The organism is Flavobacterium beibuense F44-8 (assembly GCF_000769915.1).
GTDB lineage: Bacteria > Bacteroidota > Bacteroidia > Flavobacteriales > Flavobacteriaceae > Flavobacterium > Flavobacterium beibuense.
In genome coordinates this window covers 138,753-157,874 of sequence record NZ_JRLV01000009.1, presented here as the reverse complement: position 1 = coordinate 157,874, position 19,122 = coordinate 138,753, and the positions used below count along the sequence as shown (strand labels likewise).

Below are 19,122 nucleotides of genomic sequence, written 5' to 3'. Positions count from 1 at the left end.
TGTAAAAGCTGTACTTAGTAACCATGAGCAAAACACCACAATTACGCACCGTAAACGTAATGCGTTATGTTACCCCGCTGCGCGAGGGCGGTTCGCTGCCTGCCATTGCCGAGGCTGACGACGACTTTAAATACGTACTTAAATTTCGCGGTGCCGGACACGGAACCAAAGCCCTTATCGCTGAACTTATAGGTGGCGAAATGGCACGGCTATTAGGTTTACCTGTACCCGAACTGGTGTTTGCTAATCTTGATGAGGCTTTTGGTCGTACCGAAGCCGACGAGGAAATTCAGGATTTACTACAATTTAGCCAGGGGCTTAACCTTGCCCTGCATTACCTTTCGGGGGCTATAAACTTCGATCCGGTTGTTACTACTGTCGAAGCTAAAATGGCTTCACAAATTGTATGGCTAGATGCTTTTATTACCAATGTAGACCGTACCTTCCGTAATACCAATATGCTTATATGGCACAAGGAACTGTGGCTTATAGATCACGGTGCTTCGCTGTATTTCCACCATTCGTTTAACGATCCTCAGGCGGCTGCGGTAACTCCGTTTGCTTTGATTAAAGATCATGTACTGCTGCCACAGGCCACCCTGCTGGACGAAGTGAATGCCGAATACAAAGCATTGCTTAACGAGGAGAAAATACGTTCCATAACAGCACTTATACCTGCCGAATGGATGGACTGGCAGGATAACGACCTTGAGCCGGAACAGGTGCGCGAAGTGTACACTCAGTTCCTGCTAACGAGATTAGAAAACAGTGATATTTTTGTAAATCAGGCTAAAAATGCAAGATAAACACCTATATGAATATGCCGTGATTCGTGTTGTTCCCCGTGTGGAGCGCGAAGAGTTCCTAAATGTAGGGGTGATAGTGTTTTGCAAAAGGCAAAAATTCGTTAAGGCACTTTATACCATTAACGAACCTAAAATACTGCTGTTCTCACCGGAAACCGATATCGACCAAATTAAACAAAACCTGGAATCGTTTGAAAAAATAGCACGTGGCGCCAAAGAAGGCGGACCTATTGCTCAAATGGAAGCCCCAGAACGTTTCAGGTGGTTAACGGCAGTGCGCAGTTCGGTTATACAAACCTCAAGGCCACACCCGGGCTTTTGTGGTGATATGGAAAAACTAACGCAACGCCTGTTTGAAGATTTGGTATTATAGTTTTAGTATTAAGTATTGAGTACAAAGTAGTGAGATAATAGATGAAAAGATATTATGAGATTTCTCAATTCTCAATTCTAATTACTAAAATCGTCCTGATTCCCCCCTTAGCTTGTCAGATATACACACCCTGTGTGAGGGTTTCGTTTATAACTTTGTAATATACAAATCAACAAACGAACAGTTATGACAAAAATCAATCAAATCTTTATCAACCTTCCGGTAAAAGACCTTAACAAGTCTATCGAATTCTTCACTAAAATGGGCTTTACTTTTAACGCTCAGTTTACCGATGAGAATGCAACCTGTATGATTATAGGAGAAAACATGTTTGCGATGCTGCTTACCGAAAAGTATTTTAGTACCTTTATTACCAAACCGGTAGCAGATGCTAAAAAAGCAACAGAGGTAATCACGGCATTAGCGGTAAACAGCCGTGACGAAGTAGAAAGTATTATAGAAAAAGCTTTTGCTGCAGGAGGTAAACAATACAAAGACCCTATAGATTACGGCTGGATGTACAACCGCAATTTTGAGGATTTAGATGGACACCAATGGGAAATATTCTATATGGATATGAGCGCCATGCCAAACGAATAGCACATCTTATCTTTTATCCATTCCCGCTTTGCAACAAAGCGGGTTTTGTGTTTTTAGGCAGTAAGTAAATCACTGTTGTTTATACGGTATATATACTGAAACATACAATGTGCTGCCACTGCACCAAACAAATGCCATAAAAAATGAGTCCCGAAGCTTACCCAGCCCCAGCCGTCTCCAATACGAAAAGCCAGCGCTAAAATAAAAGCCAGGAGTGCCATACCAACCCATAACCCATTTTCAAATTTCGTTTTTATAAGGTAAGCCAATACGGGGAAGAGTACCAATGCAGCCATAGCCGCATAATTAATATTGATTAACAAATGTATATCGCCGGTAATTTTATTTCGCAAAACAAACTGAAAACCTATATACAGCAGTACCAGCCCTGTTGCATAATACCATTTTGTAAGTCGGGTTAAAAAATAAACACCAGCAGCTATACATAACAGCATTATAGGCAGCCAGTCCATTACAATAAAAATGCTCCACTGTCGCAGTCCGTGATATACTGTTCCTCCTATTCCGCCAATATAAAGCAGTATAACAGCACTAAACAAAAAGGTGTGTTGACTTGACTTGCCCCACAGTTTAAACGTCCAGTAAAAGGCCAAAAACAAAAACAGTACTGAAGTAATAGCGTTTAACGGTTCGGGAAACAGGTTATCCAAATTTGTTTCAGTGTAAATTATTCCGCCATCGGGAGGAGGTATTTGAAAAAACAGCATAATTTATTATATTGCATTTAGGGTTATTTAACATCTTAGAGCCTGCATAACGCAGTATGTTAAGTTTTAAAGGTTTTCTAAATTTATAAAAAAGACCTAAAATACTGAAACTAAATTTTTTAAAAAAACACACCTTCAAATATTACTCTATAGGACAGCTATGAAAAGTAGAGCGATTAAACACATGTTAATAAAAATTACTAATTTTACCCGCTAATTAAAGGATAACGAATGGAGCTTTACATAAAATACAACATAGACCAGATGTGTAAAGTTCTGCTACAGCAGCAATTAGATAAATTTGATATTGACTGCAAAGTAACCGAACCCGGATATGTCAAATTCAGGGAGAACATCCCGATGGAAAAATACAATCAGCTAATTGATTCCCTAAAGGAATATGGCATTGAAATCGTTGACAATCAAAAAAGCATATTGGTACAAAAAATCAAGAATGCTATTATAGAAATGCTTTATGCAGACAAAGGGGTACAGTCGTTAAAAATATCTTCATACCTATCTGAAAAGCTTAATGAAAGTTACCGTACCCTTTCACAGGTATTCTCGGAAGTTACTTTTATATCCATAGAAAATTTTATAATCCTTCATAAAATTGAAAGAGTAAAACAGCTGTTAATGACCGAAAGTCTTTCCCTTACCGAGATTTCTTTCATGATGAACTACAGCAGCGTCGCTTACCTGTCGCAGCAGTTCAAAAATATAACCGGGGTTACTCCTACCACCTTTCAAAAAATAATGAGGCAAAAAAGAATAGCTGAAAATAATATATAAGCCTGTATATGCTGCATACTCACTTACACATTATGCTGGCAGACGACGATGAAGACGATCGCCTGTTTTTTACCGAAGCCTTCGAGGAGGTTAAAATTAAGTATACCCTTACCACATTTAACGACGGAGTATCACTTATGAACCATCTTGTGGTTAAAGAGAATCCTCTCCCGGACATTATTTTTCTTGACCTTAACATGCCCCGAAAATCAGGAATGGAATGTTTAAAGGAAATCAGGAACAGTGAGCGACTTAAAAATATTTCGGTAGCTATATATTCCACTTCCTCATCAGATCATGATGTGGAACAGACTTTTATCTCGGGGGCTAATGTGTACATCAAAAAACCGTCAGATTTTACCGAACTGAAAAAAATCATTTCAGATGTAATTCATATCAACTGGCAGTATATTACAGACGGACTGAATAAAGACAGTTTTATACTTAATTTTTAGTAAGTAAAGTATTTATAATTTAAAACAGAGATGTTATAACATTCTGCATAACTTCCTGCGACTCTAATATTAACAGCTTGTAAACAGATATTCAGTATTAATTAAACTATATTTGTTTCAAACCCGCTTAAAATTAATAGGCCATGAATAATGAATTAACAATATTTTATACCGATGACGACCAGGAAGATATTGACTTCTTCAGGGAAATTATCGACATTATAGATACTAACGTTAAAGTAGTTACACAACGCAACGGCGAAGAGTTACTCCATGCTTTAGACAACCCGCCTCCCACTCCGTACCTTGTATTTCTTGACATTAATATGCCGGGAATGAACGGACTGGAAACATTGAGACGTATGCGCGAATCAGAGAAGCATAAAGACCTTCCTGTGGTAATGTTCTCTACTTCAAGCGATGATATTACCATACAGCAGAGTAAAGAACTTGGAGCCTCTTTTTATGTCCCTAAATCGGGTGCTTTCGATAAGCTTAAAAAATCTATAGAACATACCCTTAAAATCAACTGGGATAAGTTTAGTGTAGAGGCTAATAACTTCGTGTATTTCAGCTAAGAATTTTTTTTTATTATGAATAATGATATTACGACTACCGAAACGTTTTTGGAAAGATTACGCTCCAAAACATCGGTAGCCCATACAAATCTGGAAAAGCTTCCTCTTTCAGAATCAATAATGGATCCTGAAGTAACAGCTTCCCAGTACTTATATTACCTAAACCTTATGCATGATGTGGTTAAGCAGGCAGAAGAAGATATTTTTCCTGCCCTTACTCCTATTATGCCCGATATTGCCGAGCGCAACAAGGCATCACTTATAGAAAGTGATTTTAGTGCACTGGGCTATGCCAAAATGCAACACCAAAAACCTTTTAAAAATATAGAAGCTATGTCACCTGCCTTTAGGATGGGCATACTGTATGTTATTGAAGGTTCTTCGCTTGGCGGAAGGGTTATATTAAAAAATATCAACACATCTTTAGGCCTTACCGAAGATAAGGGAACTGCTTACTTTGCCGGCTACGGTAACAAAACAGGCAGTATGTGGAAATCTTTCCTTAATGCATTAACAGCTTATCAGGAAGAGCATAACAACGAAGATGAAATAATTGCCGGGGCAGAATATGCCTTTAATACCATTAGCAGGCATTTTACCCAAAACTAACCCCCATTAGTTTATGAATATAAAGGATATCGTAAATCGTGATATTGTAAATCTTACCAATTGTGAACAGGAGCCCATACATATTCCGGGAAGCATTCAGCCACACGGATTTTTAATTGCCGTTCACTCCAACACTTACAAAATAGAATTTTGCAGTGGTAACAGTAAAAACTTTACCGGTGTTAGTCATGAACAGGCATTAGGTAAAACCTTTGATACTGTTTTTGGTGAACAGGCGCTTATTGATTTGAAGGACTATATTGAAAAAAAGCTCATGCTTTCTTCAAGTCTTCTAAAAATAAACCTGTTTGATAAGCATTTTGTATGTACGGTTCACAAAAGCGATTCCCTTTATATTATTGAGGCCGAACCGGCAAGCGTGAATGAAATAGACGCTTCACGCGAATACAACCAAACATCACAGTTCCTGTCTTACATGCACGATACTAATACGTTTAAGGAATTGTGTCAGCTTGTAGCCAAAGGAACAAGAGATATAACAGGATACGACCGTGTAATGATTTATCGTTTTGATAAAGATTATAACGGAGAAGTTTTTGCCGAAAGTGTTCGCGAAGACCTGGAGCCATTTTTAGGGCTTCATTATCCACATACCGATATCCCTAAACAGGCTCGCGAACTATACATGCAAAACCTGTTGCGTATTATTACTGATGTAGACTACACTCCGGTTCCGGTATATACCATCGATGACAGTGAAGATAAGAACCTGGACTTAAGCCTGTCTATTTTAAGAAGTACCTCACCTATACACGTGCAATACCTGCATAATATGGGAGTTGGCGCCACGCTTACCATCTCGCTTATTTACCAGAAAAAACTATGGGGTCTTATAGCATGCCATCATTATTCGCCTAAAAACCTGTCACCCGAACTAAGGTTAGCAGCTCAGTTACAGGGACATTTCATTACCTCACAAATTGACCTAAGGCAAAAAAACGAGGAGTATGAACTGTCACAAAAAACAAATACGGCACTCGAGAAATTAAACGCCATTTCCATAACTGAAAATCATACTTTTGACGAACTTATAGCCTCGCCATATTTACTGGAACTCTGTAATGCATCGGGGGTTTCAATACTGATTAACAATACGGTATACAAAAACGGACTTACCCCTCCTGATGAGGAAATACAAAAACTGTCCAGCTGGCTGGCAACCTATACGCAAAACGGACATACGCATACCGAGAAGCTTATCAGCCTGTTACCGCAATATAAGGATATGTGTGAAAATGCATCGGGACTTATATACCATTCGCTTGATATTGAAAGTAATAACTGTATTATATGGTACAGACCCGAAACCAAAAAAGAAGTAAACTGGGGTGGTGATCCAAACAAATCGATTATAAAAGACGAAAAAGGGCTTTCACCGAGAAACTCTTTTAAACTTTGGAAGGAAATAGTAGACTGCCAGAGTAAGCCTTGGGAAAAACCCGAACTTGATACAGCAGCTACTTATGCTCATAGTCTTCAAAGACAAATCAATCTGCTTATCATTACTCAGGAAGAAGAAAAGTATCGTAAACTGAGTGAGTTATTAAAGGAAACCAATTCAGAGCTGGAAAACATCAACTGGATAAGCACGCACGATCTACAGGAACCATTACGTAAAATACAGCTTATATCATCACGTATATTGAGTACCGAAAAGGATATTCCTGAAAAAGTGGAAGATTCTATAAGGCGAATGAACAGTTCAGCAAACAGGATGCAAAACCTGCTTATCGATATACTTAAATACACGCGACTTAAACACGAGGACAGTAACTTTGAACCGGTTAACCTTACAGATATTGTTAACGACGTTATTATTGAACTACACGAAACAATAGAAGAAAAACAAGCCGAAGTACAGGTAGATAAGCTTCCTGTAATACAGGGAGTACCATTCCTTTTAAAACAATTGTTCTCTAACCTGATAAGTAACTGTATCAAATATTCGGCTCACGACAGAAACCCTATAGTAAAAATATCTGCAGAAGCAGTACCGGTAGCATACAACGATGTAGACAAAATGCTTTACAGACTTGTTTATGTAGCCGATAACGGTATAGGCTTTGAACAGGAATATGCCGAATCGATCTTCAATATATTTACAAGACTGAATTCCTCTTCCGAGTATAAAGGATCGGGTGTTGGACTCGCACTTTGTAAAAAGATAGTACAAAATCACAACGGGTACATTTCGGCAACAGGGAATTTAGATGAAGGTGCAGTAATCAGTATTTATTTTCCGGCAAACAGAGTAGCCAGATAATTGGCTCTCCTTTCCTTACGCGAACTGCCTACAGTAGCCAGTGTTTTATCTTGTTCCCTGCCAAATAACAGGTGCTTAGAACTGCCCACTATCTGCGCCGAATAAATTCCTGTATGTCCTGAAAACAGGTAAGCAACCACACAGGCAATCGCTATAAACACGGCGCTTTCGGCACCAAAAAGTTCTATACCCATAAGCGTACAGGCAATTGGTGTATTAGTAGCTCCCGAGAAAACAGCCACAAAGCCCATTCCCGCCAGTAAAGCCAAAGGTAATGGTACAAAAAATGCCAACGCATTCCCCAGTGTAGCCCCTATAAAGAATAATGGTGTTACTTCCCCTCCTTTAAATCCTGCACCAAGAGTAAAGGAAGTAAACAGTATTTTAAGCAAAAAGTCGTATGACGTAAGATCCTGATTAAAAGCATCTACAATTACCGGAACACCTAAACCTATATATTTTGTAGTCCCTATTATAAATACGGCAACAGCGATTACTATACCCCCTACAAAAGGTCGTAACGGAGAATAACTAATTTTCGATTTGAAAAGTTCGCCCCAAAAGTGTGTCATTCGGGAAAAAAGCATGGCTGTAAGTCCAAATGCAATACCTACCCCTGCTGCAAACAGTAGGTTAAGCGGTGTCATTTCGGGAACAAAGGGAATATGATAATGCGTGTGCCCCACTCCCCATAAATGACAGGTATAATTAGCCACCACAGCAGTAAGGAAACTTGGTAATATCGCCTCATAACGCATTCTTCCCAATACCATAACCTCAAGCGCAAAAACAGCTCCTGCCAATGGTGTGCCGAATACAGAGGCAAAACCACCACTAATACCTATTATAATAAGTATTTTACGGTCACGCGGACGCATTTTAAAAAGTTTGGTAAACTGATCGGCAATAGCACCACCCATTTGCACGGCAGTACCCTCACGCCCCGCAGAACCACCGAAAAAGTGTGTGGCTATAGTACCAAACAACACCAGTGGTGCCATGCGGAAAGGAATTATCTGTTTAGGAGTATGGAGTTCTTCCAATAGCATATTGTTGCCTTTAACAACACTACTGCCAAAATAATGATATAAGAGTCCGATTATGAGTCCGCCCAATGGTAATAAGACAATAATCCAAATATGGTTTTCACGCCAATTTGTAGCCCATTCAAGCGAAACTAAAAAGAATGCAGAAGCAGAACCGCATAATATTCCGACAATTACCGAAATAAGCAGCCACTTTAAAAGATAAAAAAATTGTGGAATCTGTTCGACAGATGCAATGAGCCTTCTAAAAGATTGTTTATTCATGTTACCTTGTTTATATAATACATCTACACGGCAATTGCCGTAACTGTAGACGCCATCAGCCCAGTTAAGGGCGGTTCAAGGCAGACATCATTGCCAGTACCAAAAAAGCTACCTGAGGCAGCTTTTATTAGTTTTCGTTATTTCTGTTAGCTCTTCTCTCTTTGATTAATTCAACAGTTGCACCGCCTACCCAGTAAAACACGAAGCTTACAAGGAACATCATTAACCAAAAACCTATTGTTAAAATAGTTAGAAAACCTAAGAAACCTAAGTATTGATGAAATTCGAACATGATCGTATATATGTTTATTCTAATTCACGCCAAAGATAATCCTAAAATTTATTTTTACCAACACAAAAAACCAAAAAACACACAAAATAATTTTATGAAATCGTTTTCAATACCTGGTGATATTGCTTATTTTTGGCTGAGTTTTTAAAACGCGTTCACAACATCAGTCAGTTACGTTTTAAAAAACCAAATCAAACTGAATTACAATAAATACACAAAAAATGGAATACAGAATAGAAAAAGACACCATGGGTGAAGTGAAAGTCCCTGCAGATAAGTACTGGGGTGCACAAACCGAACGTTCAAGAAACAACTTTAAGATAGGTAATGCCGCTTCTATGCCAAAAGAAATAGTAGAAGGTTTTGCTTACCTTAAAAAGGCTGCTGCCTATGCTAACCACGATTTAGGCGTACTATCTGTAGAGAAGCGTGATGCTATCGCTCAGGTTTGCGACGAAATCCTTGCCGGTAAGCTGGACGATCAGTTTCCGCTTGTAATATGGCAAACAGGTTCGGGTACGCAAAGTAACATGAACGTAAACGAGGTTGTTGCAAACAGAGCTCAGGTTCTTGCCGGAGGTAAAATCGGCGAAGGTGAGCCGGTACTTAAAGCTAACGACGACGTAAACAAATCCCAGTCTTCTAACGATACTTTCCCTACAGGTATGCACATTGCTGCTTACAAAGCTGTTGTGGAAATCACTATTCCGGGTGTAGAGCAACTTCGCGATACTTTACACAAAAAGTCTCAGGAGTTCATGAACGTAGTAAAAATAGGCCGTACTCACCTTATGGATGCTACTCCCCTAACTTTAGGTCAGGAGCTTTCTGGTTATGTGGCACAGCTTAACTACGGTTTAAAAGCACTTAAAAATACTTTAGCTCACCTATCTGAAGTTGCCCTTGGTGGTACTGCTGTAGGTACAGGACTTAATACTCCAGAAGGTTATGATGTAAAAGTAGCTGAGTACATCGCTAAATTTACAGGACATCCATTTGTAACTGCAGAGAACAAATTTGAGGCTCTTGCTGCACACGATGCTATTGTAGAAACTCACGGTGCATTAAAACAACTTGCTGTTTCATTAAACAAAATAGCTAACGATATCCGTATGCTTGCATCTGGTCCGCGTTCGGGAATTGGAGAAATCCTTATCCCTGAAAACGAACCGGGGTCATCTATCATGCCGGGTAAAGTTAACCCTACTCAGTGTGAGGCTTTAACTATGGTTTGTGCTCAGGTAATGGGTAACGATGTAGCTATCACTGTAGGTGGTACTCAGGGTCACTACGAACTTAACGTATTCAAACCGGTTATGGCGGCTAACTTCCTACAGTCGGCAAGATTAATTGGTGATGCATGTGTATCTTTTGATGAGCACTGTGCAAAAGGAATTGAGCCAAACCACACCCGTATCAACGAGCTTGTAAGCAACTCATTAATGCTTGTAACTGCGCTTAATACTAAAATTGGTTACTACAAAGCTGCCGAAATCGCTCAAACAGCACACAAAAACGGTACTACCCTTAAAGAAGAGGCTGTACGTTTAGGGTATGTGTCTCCTGAAGATTTTGACGCTTGGGTTAAACCGGAAGACATGGTAGGTTCTTTAAAATAAGACATATTTAACTTTATATATAAAGTCCCGCAATAGCGGGACTTTTTTATATAATATTGTTTTCTTCTAAATATTCAAGAGGCATCTTTATTTTTAAATATTCTGCACAGCTTTTAAGAGAAATTGAATAATATTTATCGTGAGCATAAATTTTAACAACATATTTACCTTTATAAAGCTCCTCCTTATCGACTTTTTTAATTCTTGAGTAATATTCTGACAAGAAAGGTTGATTTACTAAAAGAAGTGAATAATGTTTAACCAAAGCTTCTGCTTGAGTTTTTGTATATAATTCAGGTGTAAATATCTGCATATTAAATGGATTATATTAGCATTTAAACTCAACATCAGGATCACTATAAATACTTTTCTCAACTCCCTCTATAAGATTGGTTATCTCTTCATAAGATTCTTTTATAGTCCTACTAGACCCATCAATTAAAGTAATATAAACACCTTTACTTTTTTGTTCAACATAATTAACTATATGGTCAATATTTATAACCATACGCTTTCCGTCATAAGTAACTTCAATAAATTTTTTCATTTTACAGTATTTTTGGGATTCATACTTTTACTAAAATAAGAAATCACATTTATAAATCATAAAATACTTATTGACAATTAATTAACAATGTTTTTTTTTTTACAGCTATAAAATAATTTTAGACACAAAACAAAAGCAGGAATAAATTATATTTGTTATATGGAAACAACCCTGCGCCCTGCCACAGCAAACGACCTTGAAGGTATACTGGCTATAGTAAACCATAACATACTACACTCTACCGCATTGTATGACTACAATGTAAAATCTATGGAGTACATGCAACAATGGTTTACAGAAAAACAGGAAGCAGGCTGGCCTGTTATTGTTGCTGATATTAAAGGGAAGGTAGCCGGTTATGGAACTTACGGTACCTTTCGTACTAAAGATGGTTACAAATACACGGTAGAGCATTCAGTTTACGTGAATGAGGACTACCATGGTAAAGGCATTGGGAAAATGCTTTTAGCCGACCTGATTGTACTTGCCAAAAAACAGGGAATGCACAGCATGATAGCCGGTATAGATGCCGAAAACAAAGGCAGCATAGAATTCCACAAAAAATTCGGTTTCAGGGAAGCGGGATTATTAAAGGAAGTGGGCTTTAAATTTAATCGCTGGCTGGATGTAGTGTTTATGGAACTTCATTTATAACTTTAGTGCCTTTTCTCCATACGCTTTAGAATATCATTCATCATATCAATTTGTACCCTTTGTATTTCAATAAGCGATTGTTCCTGGTGCAGTATTAAGTGATCCAGCTTTTCGTGCAGTAATCTTATTTCAAGTTCGCTTTTAAGGTTAATGAGATAATCGTTTTTAGCCCTCTCCCTGTCTTTCTCCTCCTGCCTGTTTTGGCTCATCATAATTACCGGAGCCTGCAATGCAGCCAGGCAGGACAAAATCAGGTTAAGTAATATAAACGGATAAGGATCAAAACCTTTATTGGCAAGCCAGAAAACATTAAGAGCTATCCAGGCTAACAGGAAAACCAAAAATGATATGATAAAGGTCCAGCTACCACCAAAGGTTGCTACCTTATCAGCCACTCGTTGCCCTACCGTATAAGTAGTACTCTCTTCCTCATCGGCAAGAGTATTACTAATAAGCGTTTTTTCATTAAGGGACTCTACCACCTTTTGTTCCATATCGGTAAGTTCCCCCATTTGGGTATTCATAAAATCGGATATATACTTCTTCCTGTAATGGCTTAATTCAGAAAGCGAAAGGTTACAGTTCTTATCAAAATCCGGATGGTCTTTTTTAATGATATCCAGTATAGGCTCACGTACTAGTTTAGCCGATACTTTTTCGGAATCAGGAAACTGCTTTTTGGATATATCACTGGTAAACTTCTGCATATCAAAACCATTTTTTACGTTTAAAATAAACTATCATAATCAGGGCTAGTGCTACCATAAGCCCAAGAGCATAAAAATAACCATTCTTAAAATGCAGTTCGGGGATATGGTCAAAATTCATCCCGTAAACCCCCACCACAAAAGTCATTGGCATAAATACTACCGAGAAAATAGTCAGGGTTTTCATAATCTCATTCATGCGCTGTCCCTGTGCCGAATAATAAAAGTTAGAAGCACTGTCCAGTGAGTTCATATCATACTCAATCTGGTCCAGTAGTTCAAGGCTTTTTTGGTGTAGTCGGGTAAAAAAGGTATAACTGGTACTTTCTATAACCTCATAATCCTGCTCATCCTCATCATTTTTAATATTGAATAAGGCCTCACGTATGGGGGTTATAGAACGTTTCAGAAAGTTCAGGTTTTCTTTTGCTTTTTCAACATCGGCTATAAAATCGGCTCTCTGGTCGGTTTTCGCCTGCATATTCAGTGCCTCAATACGGTCTTCATACTTTTCGATAGTCACAAAAAAGTTTTCCATTATAGCGTCAAGCATTAAATAAAGCAGGTAATCATTTTTCTTTTTACGAATTATCCCCACTCCTGTCCTTATACGCTCACGGATATGTGAAAAGTAATCACTCTTTTTCTCCTGAAAGGAAATTATCATGTTATCCTTCAGCAAAAAGCTTATCTGTTCGGTAGCCATACTTCCCTCCTCTTCTTCCGGCAGTACTGATTTTACACTGAAAAACAGTATATCGTTACCCAGTTCTTCAATACGGGTGCGGCGGGAGGTGTTAAGTATATCACCAATTATAAAACTTTCCACATGTAACAGGTCACCTATCTGCTTTATAAGCTCCACATCATGAAGCCCATGTATATTAAGCCATTTAATTGTATTTTGATTTTGAGGAGAAGTGCATTCCTTTTGTATAACATCAAGCTGTACTTTTTGGTATTCCTTACAACCCTGCTCATCATAAGTAAAAAGTTGCATTTCAACAGGATCATTTTTATAGGCACCTGTATACTCATAATAATTAGGCTGAACTTTGCGTACTTTTCGATATTTAATCCTCTTCATGTCGATTTGTTTCCATAAATATAGGAGTTTTTTAAAATCCATTCTATTTTTACAAAAAGTTTAATTCATGAAGATACTTATTACGAATATTAAAGAATTGCTGCAGGTAAGGGAGGACGGAATTGAGAAAGTCTCAGGAAAAGACATGGCTGTGCTGCCTTCTTTACAAAACGCATACTTACTGATTGAAAACAACATTATTGCCGATTATGGTACTATGGAAAACTGCCCTGCTACATCAGGTATACAAACCATAGATGCTACCGGAAAAACCGTACTGCCTTCATGGTGTGACAGCCATACCCATATTGTTTATGCCGGTAACCGCGAACAGGAGTTTGTAGACCGCATAAACGGACTTAGTTATGAGGAAATTGCCTCCCGTGGTGGTGGTATACTTAACTCGGCTAAAAAGCTTAACGAAACATCTGAAGAGGATTTATATCTACAATCACGCACCCGACTGGAAGAGGTAATGCAACAGGGAACGGGAGCTGTAGAAATTAAATCGGGTTATGGGCTAACCGTTGAAGGTGAGCTTAAAATGCTGAGGGTTATTAAGCGTTTAAGAGAAGAATATCCTATAGCCATCAAGGCTACCTTTTTAGGAGCACATGCTTTCCCGGCAGAATACAAGGAGAATCACAGTGCCTATATAGACCTTATTATAAACGAAATGCTTCCTAAAATAGCAGAGGAAAAACTGGCAGACTATATTGATGCCTTCCTTGAAACGGGTTACTTCTCTGTTGAGGAAACCGAACGTATTATGGAAGCCGGTAAAAAATACGGACTACAGGCTAAAATTCACGTAAACCAGTTTACCGCTATTAAGGGTATTGAAGCCTGTGTGAAGTATGATGCGCTTAGTGTAGACCACCTTGAAATTGTAACCGATGAGGATATTGAAGTACTTAAAGACACTAAAACAATGCCTGTAGCACTGCCTACATGTTCTTTCTTTATAAGTATACCTTATACACCGGCACGTAAAATGATGGAAGCCGGATTACCTCTGGCACTTGCTACCGATTTTAACCCGGGTACTACTCCGTCCGGCAACATGAACCTCGTAGTGGCAACCGCCTGTATTAAAATGAAAATGACACCGGAAGAGGCCATAAATGCAGCAACCATAAATGGTGCTTATGCCATGGATTTATCAAAAACACACGGTAGTATCACTAAAGGTAAACGAGCCAACCTTATTATAACTAAACCGCTTACCTCCTATTATCAGCTGCCTTATGCTTTTGGCAGTAATCTTATAGACACGGTAATTGTTGAAGGAAAAGTTATAGAATAAATCAAAATAAAAAAGGAGCCATATGGCTCCTTTTTTATTTTATATCTGTTACTTATTATCTTAAAGTAAAAGTATCATTTGCAACAAGCTTGTCTTTATCAAAAAGGTTTACGTGGTAAAGACCTTTTTCAAAGTCAGATCCCGAAAGGATTTCTGTCACAGTAACAGTTTTGTTCTCATAAATAGCATTGGTAACAAAGCTGTAAGTTAAAGTGTATTCACCAAACGTTTCTGTTTGTTTCTCACCAAGAACATTGTTTTTACTGTCTATAACCTGTACATAAAACATTCTGTTACCGGTTTGAGCTACTTCGTTAGCAGCTATTGTAAACGATATTTTAAGTTTGTCTACACGTCTTGCTTTATCTGTAGCAACAAGTTTACCTGAGCTTCTTTCTTTAAATGCTTCGGCAGTTAAATTAACAATTGAAAGTTTAGAAGCTTTCTCAGTAATTTTCATGTTTTGTGCAACAAGTGTATCGTTATACTGTCTTGTTTCATTAAGAGCCACAGCAGTACTGTCGCGTTCTACAGTAAGTAGTTCGTTTTGTTTTTTAAGCTCTTCGTTTTCTGCAAGAAGGTTATCCATCTCGTTTTTCAGCTTAAAGTAGCTGTTTTTATATTTTTGTAAAGAAGCAACATCACCTTCTGCTTTTTTAACCTGTGCAATAAGTTCTTCAATTTTTGCACGTTCAGCTTCAAGTTCGCTTTTTAAACCGGAGTTATCAGCAATAGCAGCATCATAGCTGGCTTTAGCGCTCTCAAGATCACTAAGAAGCTGATCTTTTTCAGAGATATACTGCTTTTCTGTTGCCTCGTTGTCGGTGCTCATTTTGTACATGTACGCAAGGCTACCAACTAGTAATATGGATAGTATTACTATAATCGCTTTTAAACTAGAGTTACTTTTTTGTTGTTCCATTATTTATTAAATTGTTTTTGCCAAATTTATACATATTTTAATTCTATGGGTTCATTTTAACGAAATTTTATAGGAAAATCGTATTTTTGAATCGTATTATTATTGTATGGAAAACATCATCAGGTTTACAGCCACAGACTTATCTAAATATACCTCCCACCGTAGCGGAGAGATTAAATTTGGGGAGCGTATGCTTACCATTCCAAAGGACGAAAAACCCTTTGAATTTCTTAAATCATGCGAAGCCAATTATGTTATTTTGGGCGTGCCCGAAGACTTAGGTGTACGCGCTAACTTTGGGCGTGCAGGTGCTTCATCGGCATGGGAAAGTGCTATAAAAGCTATTGTTAACCTTCAGCATAATAAATTCAGTAAAGGAAATAAAGTGCTTATCCTTGGGCATATTGATGTTACAGATGCCATGAAGGAGGCAGAAGCCTTAAACATAAACGAAAAGGAAGACCGTAAAAAACTTTCTCTTCTGGTAGAAAAAGTTGACAAAGAGGTTTCTCACATTGTTGCCCGAATTATAACAGCAGGTAAAACACCTATTATTATTGGCGGAGGTCACAACAATGCCTACGGTAATATAAAAGGTGCAGCACTGGCTAACGGTAAGCCTGTAAACGCTATTAACTTTGATGCCCATACTGATTTCCGTCAGCTGGAAGGCCGTCATAGTGGTAACGGATTCTCTTATGCTATGGAAGAAGGCTTCCTTAAAAAGTACTATATTTTCGGACTACATGAAAATTATGCCTCAAAAGGTGTAATGGAAAGTATTAAAAAATTAAGTGAGCGCGTACGTTATAATACGTATGAGCAAATTGCCGTAAGGAAAGAAAAGAGCTTTAGTGACGAAATGGCTCATGCCCTTGGTTATATAGAAGATGAAAAATTCGGTATTGAAATCGATCTTGACTCCCTACCTAATGTTGCCAGTAGTGCCATGACACCCAGCGGGTTTAGTGTAGAAAAGGTAAGGCAGTTTATACATTACTTCGGGAAAAACAAAAATGCAGCTTACCTTCATCTTTGTGAAGGAGCCCCGGCATTAGATAACGAAAAGAACAGCCATTTAACCGGAAAGCTTATCGCTTATCTGGTAACCGATTTTATTAAAGCTAAAAACGGAGAGTAACACTAATTTTATTTAACGTACCTTTGCAGCGCACCCGGTAAACTTTAATCGGGCATGCTTTTTTATATGATGAAATTCAGCGACTTAAATTTACACCGAACTATACTCCAAGCTATTAGTGACGAAGGTTATGAGAGCCCTACTCCTATACAGCAACAGGCAATACCTGCCATTTTAGACGAAAAAGATCTTGTGGGTACGGCACAAACAGGTACAGGTAAAACTGCAGCCTTTGCTATACCTATGATTAATATGCTGCACCCTATAGTGGGTTCGGCCAAGAAAAGAAAAAGTATCAGGGCTTTAGTAATCACACCTACACGCGAACTGGCGTTACAGGTAGGCGAAAGCTTTGATAACTATGGTAAATACACCAATATACGTCAGTTAACCGTTTTTGGTGGGGTTAACCAGGCACCACAGGTAGACCAGCTTAAAAAAGGGGTTGATATACTTATTGCAACTCCGGGAAGACTTTTGGACCTTCACAAACAGGGGTTTATTAATTTAGACCACCTACACTTTTTAGTGCTTGATGAAGCCGACCTAATGCTGGATATGGGCTTTATTAATGATGTAAAAAAGATTATAAAGCTAACACCTGATAACAGACAAACACTATTGTTCTCGGCTACTATGCCGTTACCTATACGTGAGCTTGCAGATACTTTCCTAACCGACCCTAAATATGTTTCGGTAGCACCAATATCAAGTACTGCCGAGTTAGTTAAACAACAACTTTACTTAGTAGATAAAGCCGATAAACGTAAATTGCTGTACCACCTTATACGCAACGAGAACCTTAAAAACGTATTGGTATTTACACGTACCAAACACGGTGCCGATAATGTGGTTAAGGCTCTTAAAAAGAATGGTATTGAAGCCGGAGCCATACATGGTGATAAGTCACAAAGTGCACGCCAGCGTATGCTTGAAGGCTTTAAAAACAAGGAAATATCGGTTCTTGTAGCTACAGATATTGCTGCAAGGGGTATTGATATAGAAAGTCTGCCGTTTGTAATAAACTTTGACCTGCCTAATATCCCCGAAACGTATGTACACCGTATAGGACGTACAGGACGTGCGGGTAACTCAGGACTGGCAATATCGTTTTGCGGTCGGGACGAACTTCCTTACCTAAAAGATATTGAAAAACTTATAAGGCTAAAAATTAAAGTTATTGATGAGCATCCTTATCCTTATGGGAATCAGGAAGGAGAAAGCAAAAATGAAGAAGGACAGAAACCTGACCTTAGAAATAAAAAGAATAATGCCCGCAGTGGCAAATCAAAACCGGGAAGCAACAACTCGAAATCAAGAAAATCGGAAGCTTCAAAGAAAAAGAAAAGACGCTGGTATTAAACCAGCGTTTTTTTTGTTTATATTTAAATCACTTATTATTAGTGATATGACTGCACGTTTTGCCACAAAACAGGATGTAAAAGCTATTTACGGCTTTATAAACGAACTCGAAAATACCGTTTTTGATTACGGAGTTTTTGAACAGTACTATTTTGAAAATCTGGAAAACAAAAACTACATCTATATAGTGGTGACAGATGCCGTACAAAACGTAATTGGCTTTTGCAGTTGCCATGGTCAGTTACTACTGCATCATCTTAGCATGGTTTTTGAAATACAGGAATTATATGTAACTCCGGAATACCGCAACAATAAAGTAGGACGGTTTTTGCTGGAAACAATGGAAAGCCTGCTTAAAGAAAAAGGATACAACCTACTGGAAGTAACCTCTAACAAACGCAGAACGGAAGCACACCGTTTTTATATTAATAACGGTTTTGCCGATACCCATTTTAAGTTCACAAAAAAGCTGTAATAACGATTGTTTTTTACTTTTTTGTAACCTGTAATCGGGGGATTAAGCTTAAATTTGATAAGACTACTTATAATTATTACTACTATGAAACCTGTATATCACTATGCCACGGTACTAAAAGCCATTGAGCAATTAAGAGAAAAAGGATTTACCGAAGACTTTAACCTACATGAAAACTGCCTTGTTTGCAATACCGATAAGTTTCAGGTAGATGATTTTGAAATCTCTCATATTTACTACTACGAAGGCGATAGCAATCCTGGAGATGAAGCTACCGTATATGGTATTGAATCTAAAAGCGGAATTAAAGGTATACTGGTAACCGGTGATGAGCAGGACACCGACCCAATGTCAAAAAGCATTATAGATAAACTTCTTGTAAGTCGTAACAAACGCGACTAATTCAAACCTTTCTGCAGGCAATGCACAACCCTAAAGTTAATAACCCACGGCTACCTAAGAGCCGTAAATCAAT

General features: G+C 38.3%; 23 protein-coding genes and 1 riboswitch. Of the genes, 15 read left to right on the top strand and 8 right to left on the bottom strand.

Translation table 11 applies throughout. The features are described from left to right. The first annotated feature begins 23 nt into the window (after window positions 1-23). The 3 genes from Q763_RS09860 to Q763_RS09850 all read left to right on the top strand — a co-directional run bounded on the left by Q763_RS09860 (window position 24) and on the right by Q763_RS09850 (window position 1,779). Window positions 24-806, top strand: coding sequence for a HipA family kinase (locus Q763_RS09860; RefSeq protein WP_035133700.1), 783 nt, complete (start codon window positions 24-26; stop codon window positions 804-806). Beyond that, on the top strand, window positions 796-1,179 hold the full coding sequence (locus Q763_RS09855; RefSeq protein ID WP_035133697.1) for a DUF3037 domain-containing protein: 384 nt from the start codon (window positions 796-798) through the stop codon (window positions 1,177-1,179). The genes Q763_RS09860 and Q763_RS09855 overlap by 11 nt, the downstream gene beginning before the upstream one ends. 186 nt (window positions 1,180-1,365) lie before the next feature. Next, complete coding sequence (locus Q763_RS09850; RefSeq protein ID WP_035133696.1) at window positions 1,366-1,779, top strand: VOC family protein; 414 nt, start codon at window positions 1,366-1,368, stop codon at window positions 1,777-1,779. 53 nt (window positions 1,780-1,832) lie between these two features. On the opposite strand, the gene Q763_RS09845 is transcribed toward Q763_RS09850, so the two are convergent. Then, window positions 1,833-2,507 (bottom strand): hypothetical protein, encoded by a 675-nt coding sequence (locus tag Q763_RS09845; protein ID WP_035133694.1) that lies wholly within the window; start codon window positions 2,505-2,507, stop codon window positions 1,833-1,835. A 231-nt stretch (window positions 2,508-2,738) separates the two neighbouring features. Between Q763_RS09845 and Q763_RS09840 the strand changes: the two genes are divergently transcribed. From Q763_RS09840 to Q763_RS09820, 5 genes are all read left to right on the top strand, one after another. Then, on the top strand, window positions 2,739-3,299 hold the full coding sequence (locus Q763_RS09840) for a helix-turn-helix domain-containing protein (RefSeq protein ID WP_035133692.1): 561 nt from the start codon (window positions 2,739-2,741) through the stop codon (window positions 3,297-3,299). Between the two features lie 8 nt (window positions 3,300-3,307). Continuing rightward, window positions 3,308-3,754 carry a response regulator gene (locus Q763_RS09835; RefSeq protein WP_035133690.1) on the top strand — a complete coding sequence of 149 codons (447 nt, stop codon included), beginning with the start codon at window positions 3,308-3,310 and terminating at the stop codon, window positions 3,752-3,754. Window positions 3,755-3,897: 143 nt separating this feature from the next. Then, entirely contained in the window at window positions 3,898-4,332 is a 435-nt protein-coding gene (locus Q763_RS09830) for a response regulator (protein WP_052123360.1), read from the top strand. A gap of 15 nt (window positions 4,333-4,347) precedes the next feature. Further along, window positions 4,348-4,941: a biliverdin-producing heme oxygenase gene (locus Q763_RS09825; protein WP_035133688.1), complete on the top strand. Its 594-nt coding sequence runs from the start codon at window positions 4,348-4,350 to the stop codon at window positions 4,939-4,941. Between the two features lie 13 nt (window positions 4,942-4,954). Further along, complete coding sequence (locus Q763_RS09820) at window positions 4,955-7,225, top strand: ATP-binding protein (RefSeq protein WP_035133686.1); 2,271 nt, start codon at window positions 4,955-4,957, stop codon at window positions 7,223-7,225. Here the strand turns inward: Q763_RS09820 and Q763_RS09815 are convergent. After that, the gene (locus Q763_RS09815; RefSeq protein WP_198133455.1) at window positions 7,195-8,535 is read right to left on the bottom strand and encodes a voltage-gated chloride channel family protein; all 1,341 of its coding nucleotides are present in this window, start codon (window positions 8,533-8,535) and stop codon (window positions 7,195-7,197) included. The genes Q763_RS09820 and Q763_RS09815 overlap by 31 nt on opposite strands. 39 nt (window positions 8,536-8,574) lie before the next feature. After that, a riboswitch (Fluoride riboswitch) is annotated at window positions 8,575-8,639 on the bottom strand. A gap of 23 nt (window positions 8,640-8,662) precedes the next feature. Further along, a complete protein-coding gene (locus Q763_RS17945) occupies window positions 8,663-8,827 on the bottom strand; it encodes a hypothetical protein (protein WP_035133684.1) in 165 nt (54 codons plus the stop codon). Between the two features lie 221 nt (window positions 8,828-9,048). On the opposite strand from Q763_RS17945, the gene fumC reads away from it, so the two are divergent. Then, complete coding sequence (gene fumC / locus Q763_RS09805; RefSeq protein ID WP_035133682.1) at window positions 9,049-10,446, top strand: class II fumarate hydratase; 1,398 nt, start codon at window positions 9,049-9,051, stop codon at window positions 10,444-10,446. Between the two features lie 46 nt (window positions 10,447-10,492). Here fumC and Q763_RS09800 read toward each other — a convergent pair whose 3' ends face one another. Then, a complete protein-coding gene (locus tag Q763_RS09800) occupies window positions 10,493-10,759 on the bottom strand; it encodes a hypothetical protein (RefSeq protein WP_035133680.1) in 267 nt (88 codons plus the stop codon). 15 nt (window positions 10,760-10,774) lie between these two features. Continuing rightward, window positions 10,775-10,993: a flagellar FlbD family protein gene (locus tag Q763_RS09795; RefSeq protein ID WP_035133678.1), complete on the bottom strand. Its 219-nt coding sequence runs from the start codon at window positions 10,991-10,993 to the stop codon at window positions 10,775-10,777. 159 nt (window positions 10,994-11,152) lie between these two features. Here Q763_RS09795 and Q763_RS09790 point away from each other — a divergent pair, with 159 nt between their 5' ends. Next, window positions 11,153-11,647, top strand: coding sequence for a GNAT family N-acetyltransferase (locus Q763_RS09790; RefSeq protein ID WP_035133676.1), 495 nt, complete (start codon window positions 11,153-11,155; stop codon window positions 11,645-11,647). 2 nt (window positions 11,648-11,649) lie between these two features. On the opposite strand, the gene Q763_RS09785 is transcribed toward Q763_RS09790, so the two are convergent. Both Q763_RS09785 and corA read right to left on the bottom strand, forming a co-directional pair. After that, entirely contained in the window at window positions 11,650-12,354 is a 705-nt protein-coding gene (locus Q763_RS09785) for a DUF1003 domain-containing protein (RefSeq protein ID WP_035133674.1), read from the bottom strand. Window position 12,355: 1 nt separating this feature from the next. After that, the gene (corA, locus tag Q763_RS09780) at window positions 12,356-13,441 is read right to left on the bottom strand and encodes a magnesium/cobalt transporter CorA (RefSeq protein WP_035133807.1); all 1,086 of its coding nucleotides are present in this window, start codon (window positions 13,439-13,441) and stop codon (window positions 12,356-12,358) included. A 67-nt stretch (window positions 13,442-13,508) separates the two neighbouring features. Between corA and hutI the strand changes: the two genes are divergently transcribed. Beyond that, the gene (gene hutI / locus Q763_RS09775; RefSeq protein WP_035133672.1) at window positions 13,509-14,747 is read left to right on the top strand and encodes an imidazolonepropionase; all 1,239 of its coding nucleotides are present in this window, start codon (window positions 13,509-13,511) and stop codon (window positions 14,745-14,747) included. 55 nt (window positions 14,748-14,802) lie between these two features. On the opposite strand, the gene Q763_RS09770 is transcribed toward hutI, so the two are convergent. Further along, on the bottom strand, window positions 14,803-15,669 hold the full coding sequence (locus Q763_RS09770) for a hypothetical protein (protein ID WP_035133670.1): 867 nt from the start codon (window positions 15,667-15,669) through the stop codon (window positions 14,803-14,805). A gap of 106 nt (window positions 15,670-15,775) precedes the next feature. Here Q763_RS09770 and Q763_RS09765 point away from each other — a divergent pair, with 106 nt between their 5' ends. From Q763_RS09765 to Q763_RS09750, 4 genes are all read left to right on the top strand, one after another. Then, on the top strand, window positions 15,776-16,810 hold the full coding sequence (locus Q763_RS09765; RefSeq protein WP_035133668.1) for a formimidoylglutamase: 1,035 nt from the start codon (window positions 15,776-15,778) through the stop codon (window positions 16,808-16,810). Window positions 16,811-16,879: 69 nt separating this feature from the next. Next, window positions 16,880-18,172, top strand: coding sequence for a DEAD/DEAH box helicase (locus tag Q763_RS09760; protein WP_035133804.1), 1,293 nt, complete (start codon window positions 16,880-16,882; stop codon window positions 18,170-18,172). Between the two features lie 13 nt (window positions 18,173-18,185). Continuing rightward, entirely contained in the window at window positions 18,186-18,647 is a 462-nt protein-coding gene (locus Q763_RS09755; protein ID WP_198133454.1) for a GNAT family N-acetyltransferase, read from the top strand. An 84-nt stretch (window positions 18,648-18,731) separates the two neighbouring features. Next, a complete protein-coding gene (locus tag Q763_RS09750; protein ID WP_035133665.1) occupies window positions 18,732-19,049 on the top strand; it encodes a hypothetical protein in 318 nt (105 codons plus the stop codon). Window positions 19,050-19,122: the final 73 nt, after the last annotated feature.

Excerpts from the sequence above, each read along its gene's own strand:
- Q763_RS09860 (WP_035133700.1), top strand. The coding sequence starts at position 24 with ATGAGCAAAACACCACAATTACGCACCGTAAACGTAATGCGTTATGTT.
- Q763_RS09855 (WP_035133697.1), top strand. The coding sequence starts at position 796 with ATGCAAGATAAACACCTATATGAATATGCCGTGATTCGTGTTGTTCCC.
- Q763_RS09850 (WP_035133696.1), top strand. The coding sequence starts at position 1,366 with ATGACAAAAATCAATCAAATCTTTATCAACCTTCCGGTAAAAGACCTT.
- Q763_RS09845 (WP_035133694.1), bottom strand. The coding sequence starts at position 2,507 with ATGCTGTTTTTTCAAATACCTCCTCCCGATGGCGGAATAATTTACACT.
- Q763_RS09840 (WP_035133692.1), top strand. The coding sequence starts at position 2,739 with ATGGAGCTTTACATAAAATACAACATAGACCAGATGTGTAAAGTTCTG.
- Q763_RS09835 (WP_035133690.1), top strand. The coding sequence starts at position 3,308 with ATGCTGCATACTCACTTACACATTATGCTGGCAGACGACGATGAAGAC.
- Q763_RS09830 (WP_052123360.1), top strand. The coding sequence starts at position 3,898 with ATGAATAATGAATTAACAATATTTTATACCGATGACGACCAGGAAGAT.
- Q763_RS09825 (WP_035133688.1), top strand. The coding sequence starts at position 4,348 with ATGAATAATGATATTACGACTACCGAAACGTTTTTGGAAAGATTACGC.
- Q763_RS09820 (WP_035133686.1), top strand. The coding sequence starts at position 4,955 with ATGAATATAAAGGATATCGTAAATCGTGATATTGTAAATCTTACCAAT.
- Q763_RS09815 (WP_198133455.1), bottom strand. The coding sequence starts at position 8,535 with ATGAATAAACAATCTTTTAGAAGGCTCATTGCATCTGTCGAACAGATT.
- Q763_RS17945 (WP_035133684.1), bottom strand. The coding sequence starts at position 8,827 with ATGTTCGAATTTCATCAATACTTAGGTTTCTTAGGTTTTCTAACTATT.
- fumC (WP_035133682.1), top strand. The coding sequence starts at position 9,049 with ATGGAATACAGAATAGAAAAAGACACCATGGGTGAAGTGAAAGTCCCT.
- Q763_RS09800 (WP_035133680.1), bottom strand. The coding sequence starts at position 10,759 with ATGCAGATATTTACACCTGAATTATATACAAAAACTCAAGCAGAAGCT.
- Q763_RS09795 (WP_035133678.1), bottom strand. The coding sequence starts at position 10,993 with ATGAAAAAATTTATTGAAGTTACTTATGACGGAAAGCGTATGGTTATA.
- Q763_RS09790 (WP_035133676.1), top strand. The coding sequence starts at position 11,153 with ATGGAAACAACCCTGCGCCCTGCCACAGCAAACGACCTTGAAGGTATA.
- Q763_RS09785 (WP_035133674.1), bottom strand. The coding sequence starts at position 12,354 with ATGCAGAAGTTTACCAGTGATATATCCAAAAAGCAGTTTCCTGATTCC.
- corA (WP_035133807.1), bottom strand. The coding sequence starts at position 13,441 with ATGAAGAGGATTAAATATCGAAAAGTACGCAAAGTTCAGCCTAATTAT.
- hutI (WP_035133672.1), top strand. The coding sequence starts at position 13,509 with ATGAAGATACTTATTACGAATATTAAAGAATTGCTGCAGGTAAGGGAG.
- Q763_RS09770 (WP_035133670.1), bottom strand. The coding sequence starts at position 15,669 with ATGGAACAACAAAAAAGTAACTCTAGTTTAAAAGCGATTATAGTAATA.
- Q763_RS09765 (WP_035133668.1), top strand. The coding sequence starts at position 15,776 with ATGGAAAACATCATCAGGTTTACAGCCACAGACTTATCTAAATATACC.
- Q763_RS09760 (WP_035133804.1), top strand. The coding sequence starts at position 16,880 with ATGAAATTCAGCGACTTAAATTTACACCGAACTATACTCCAAGCTATT.
- Q763_RS09750 (WP_035133665.1), top strand. The coding sequence starts at position 18,732 with ATGAAACCTGTATATCACTATGCCACGGTACTAAAAGCCATTGAGCAA.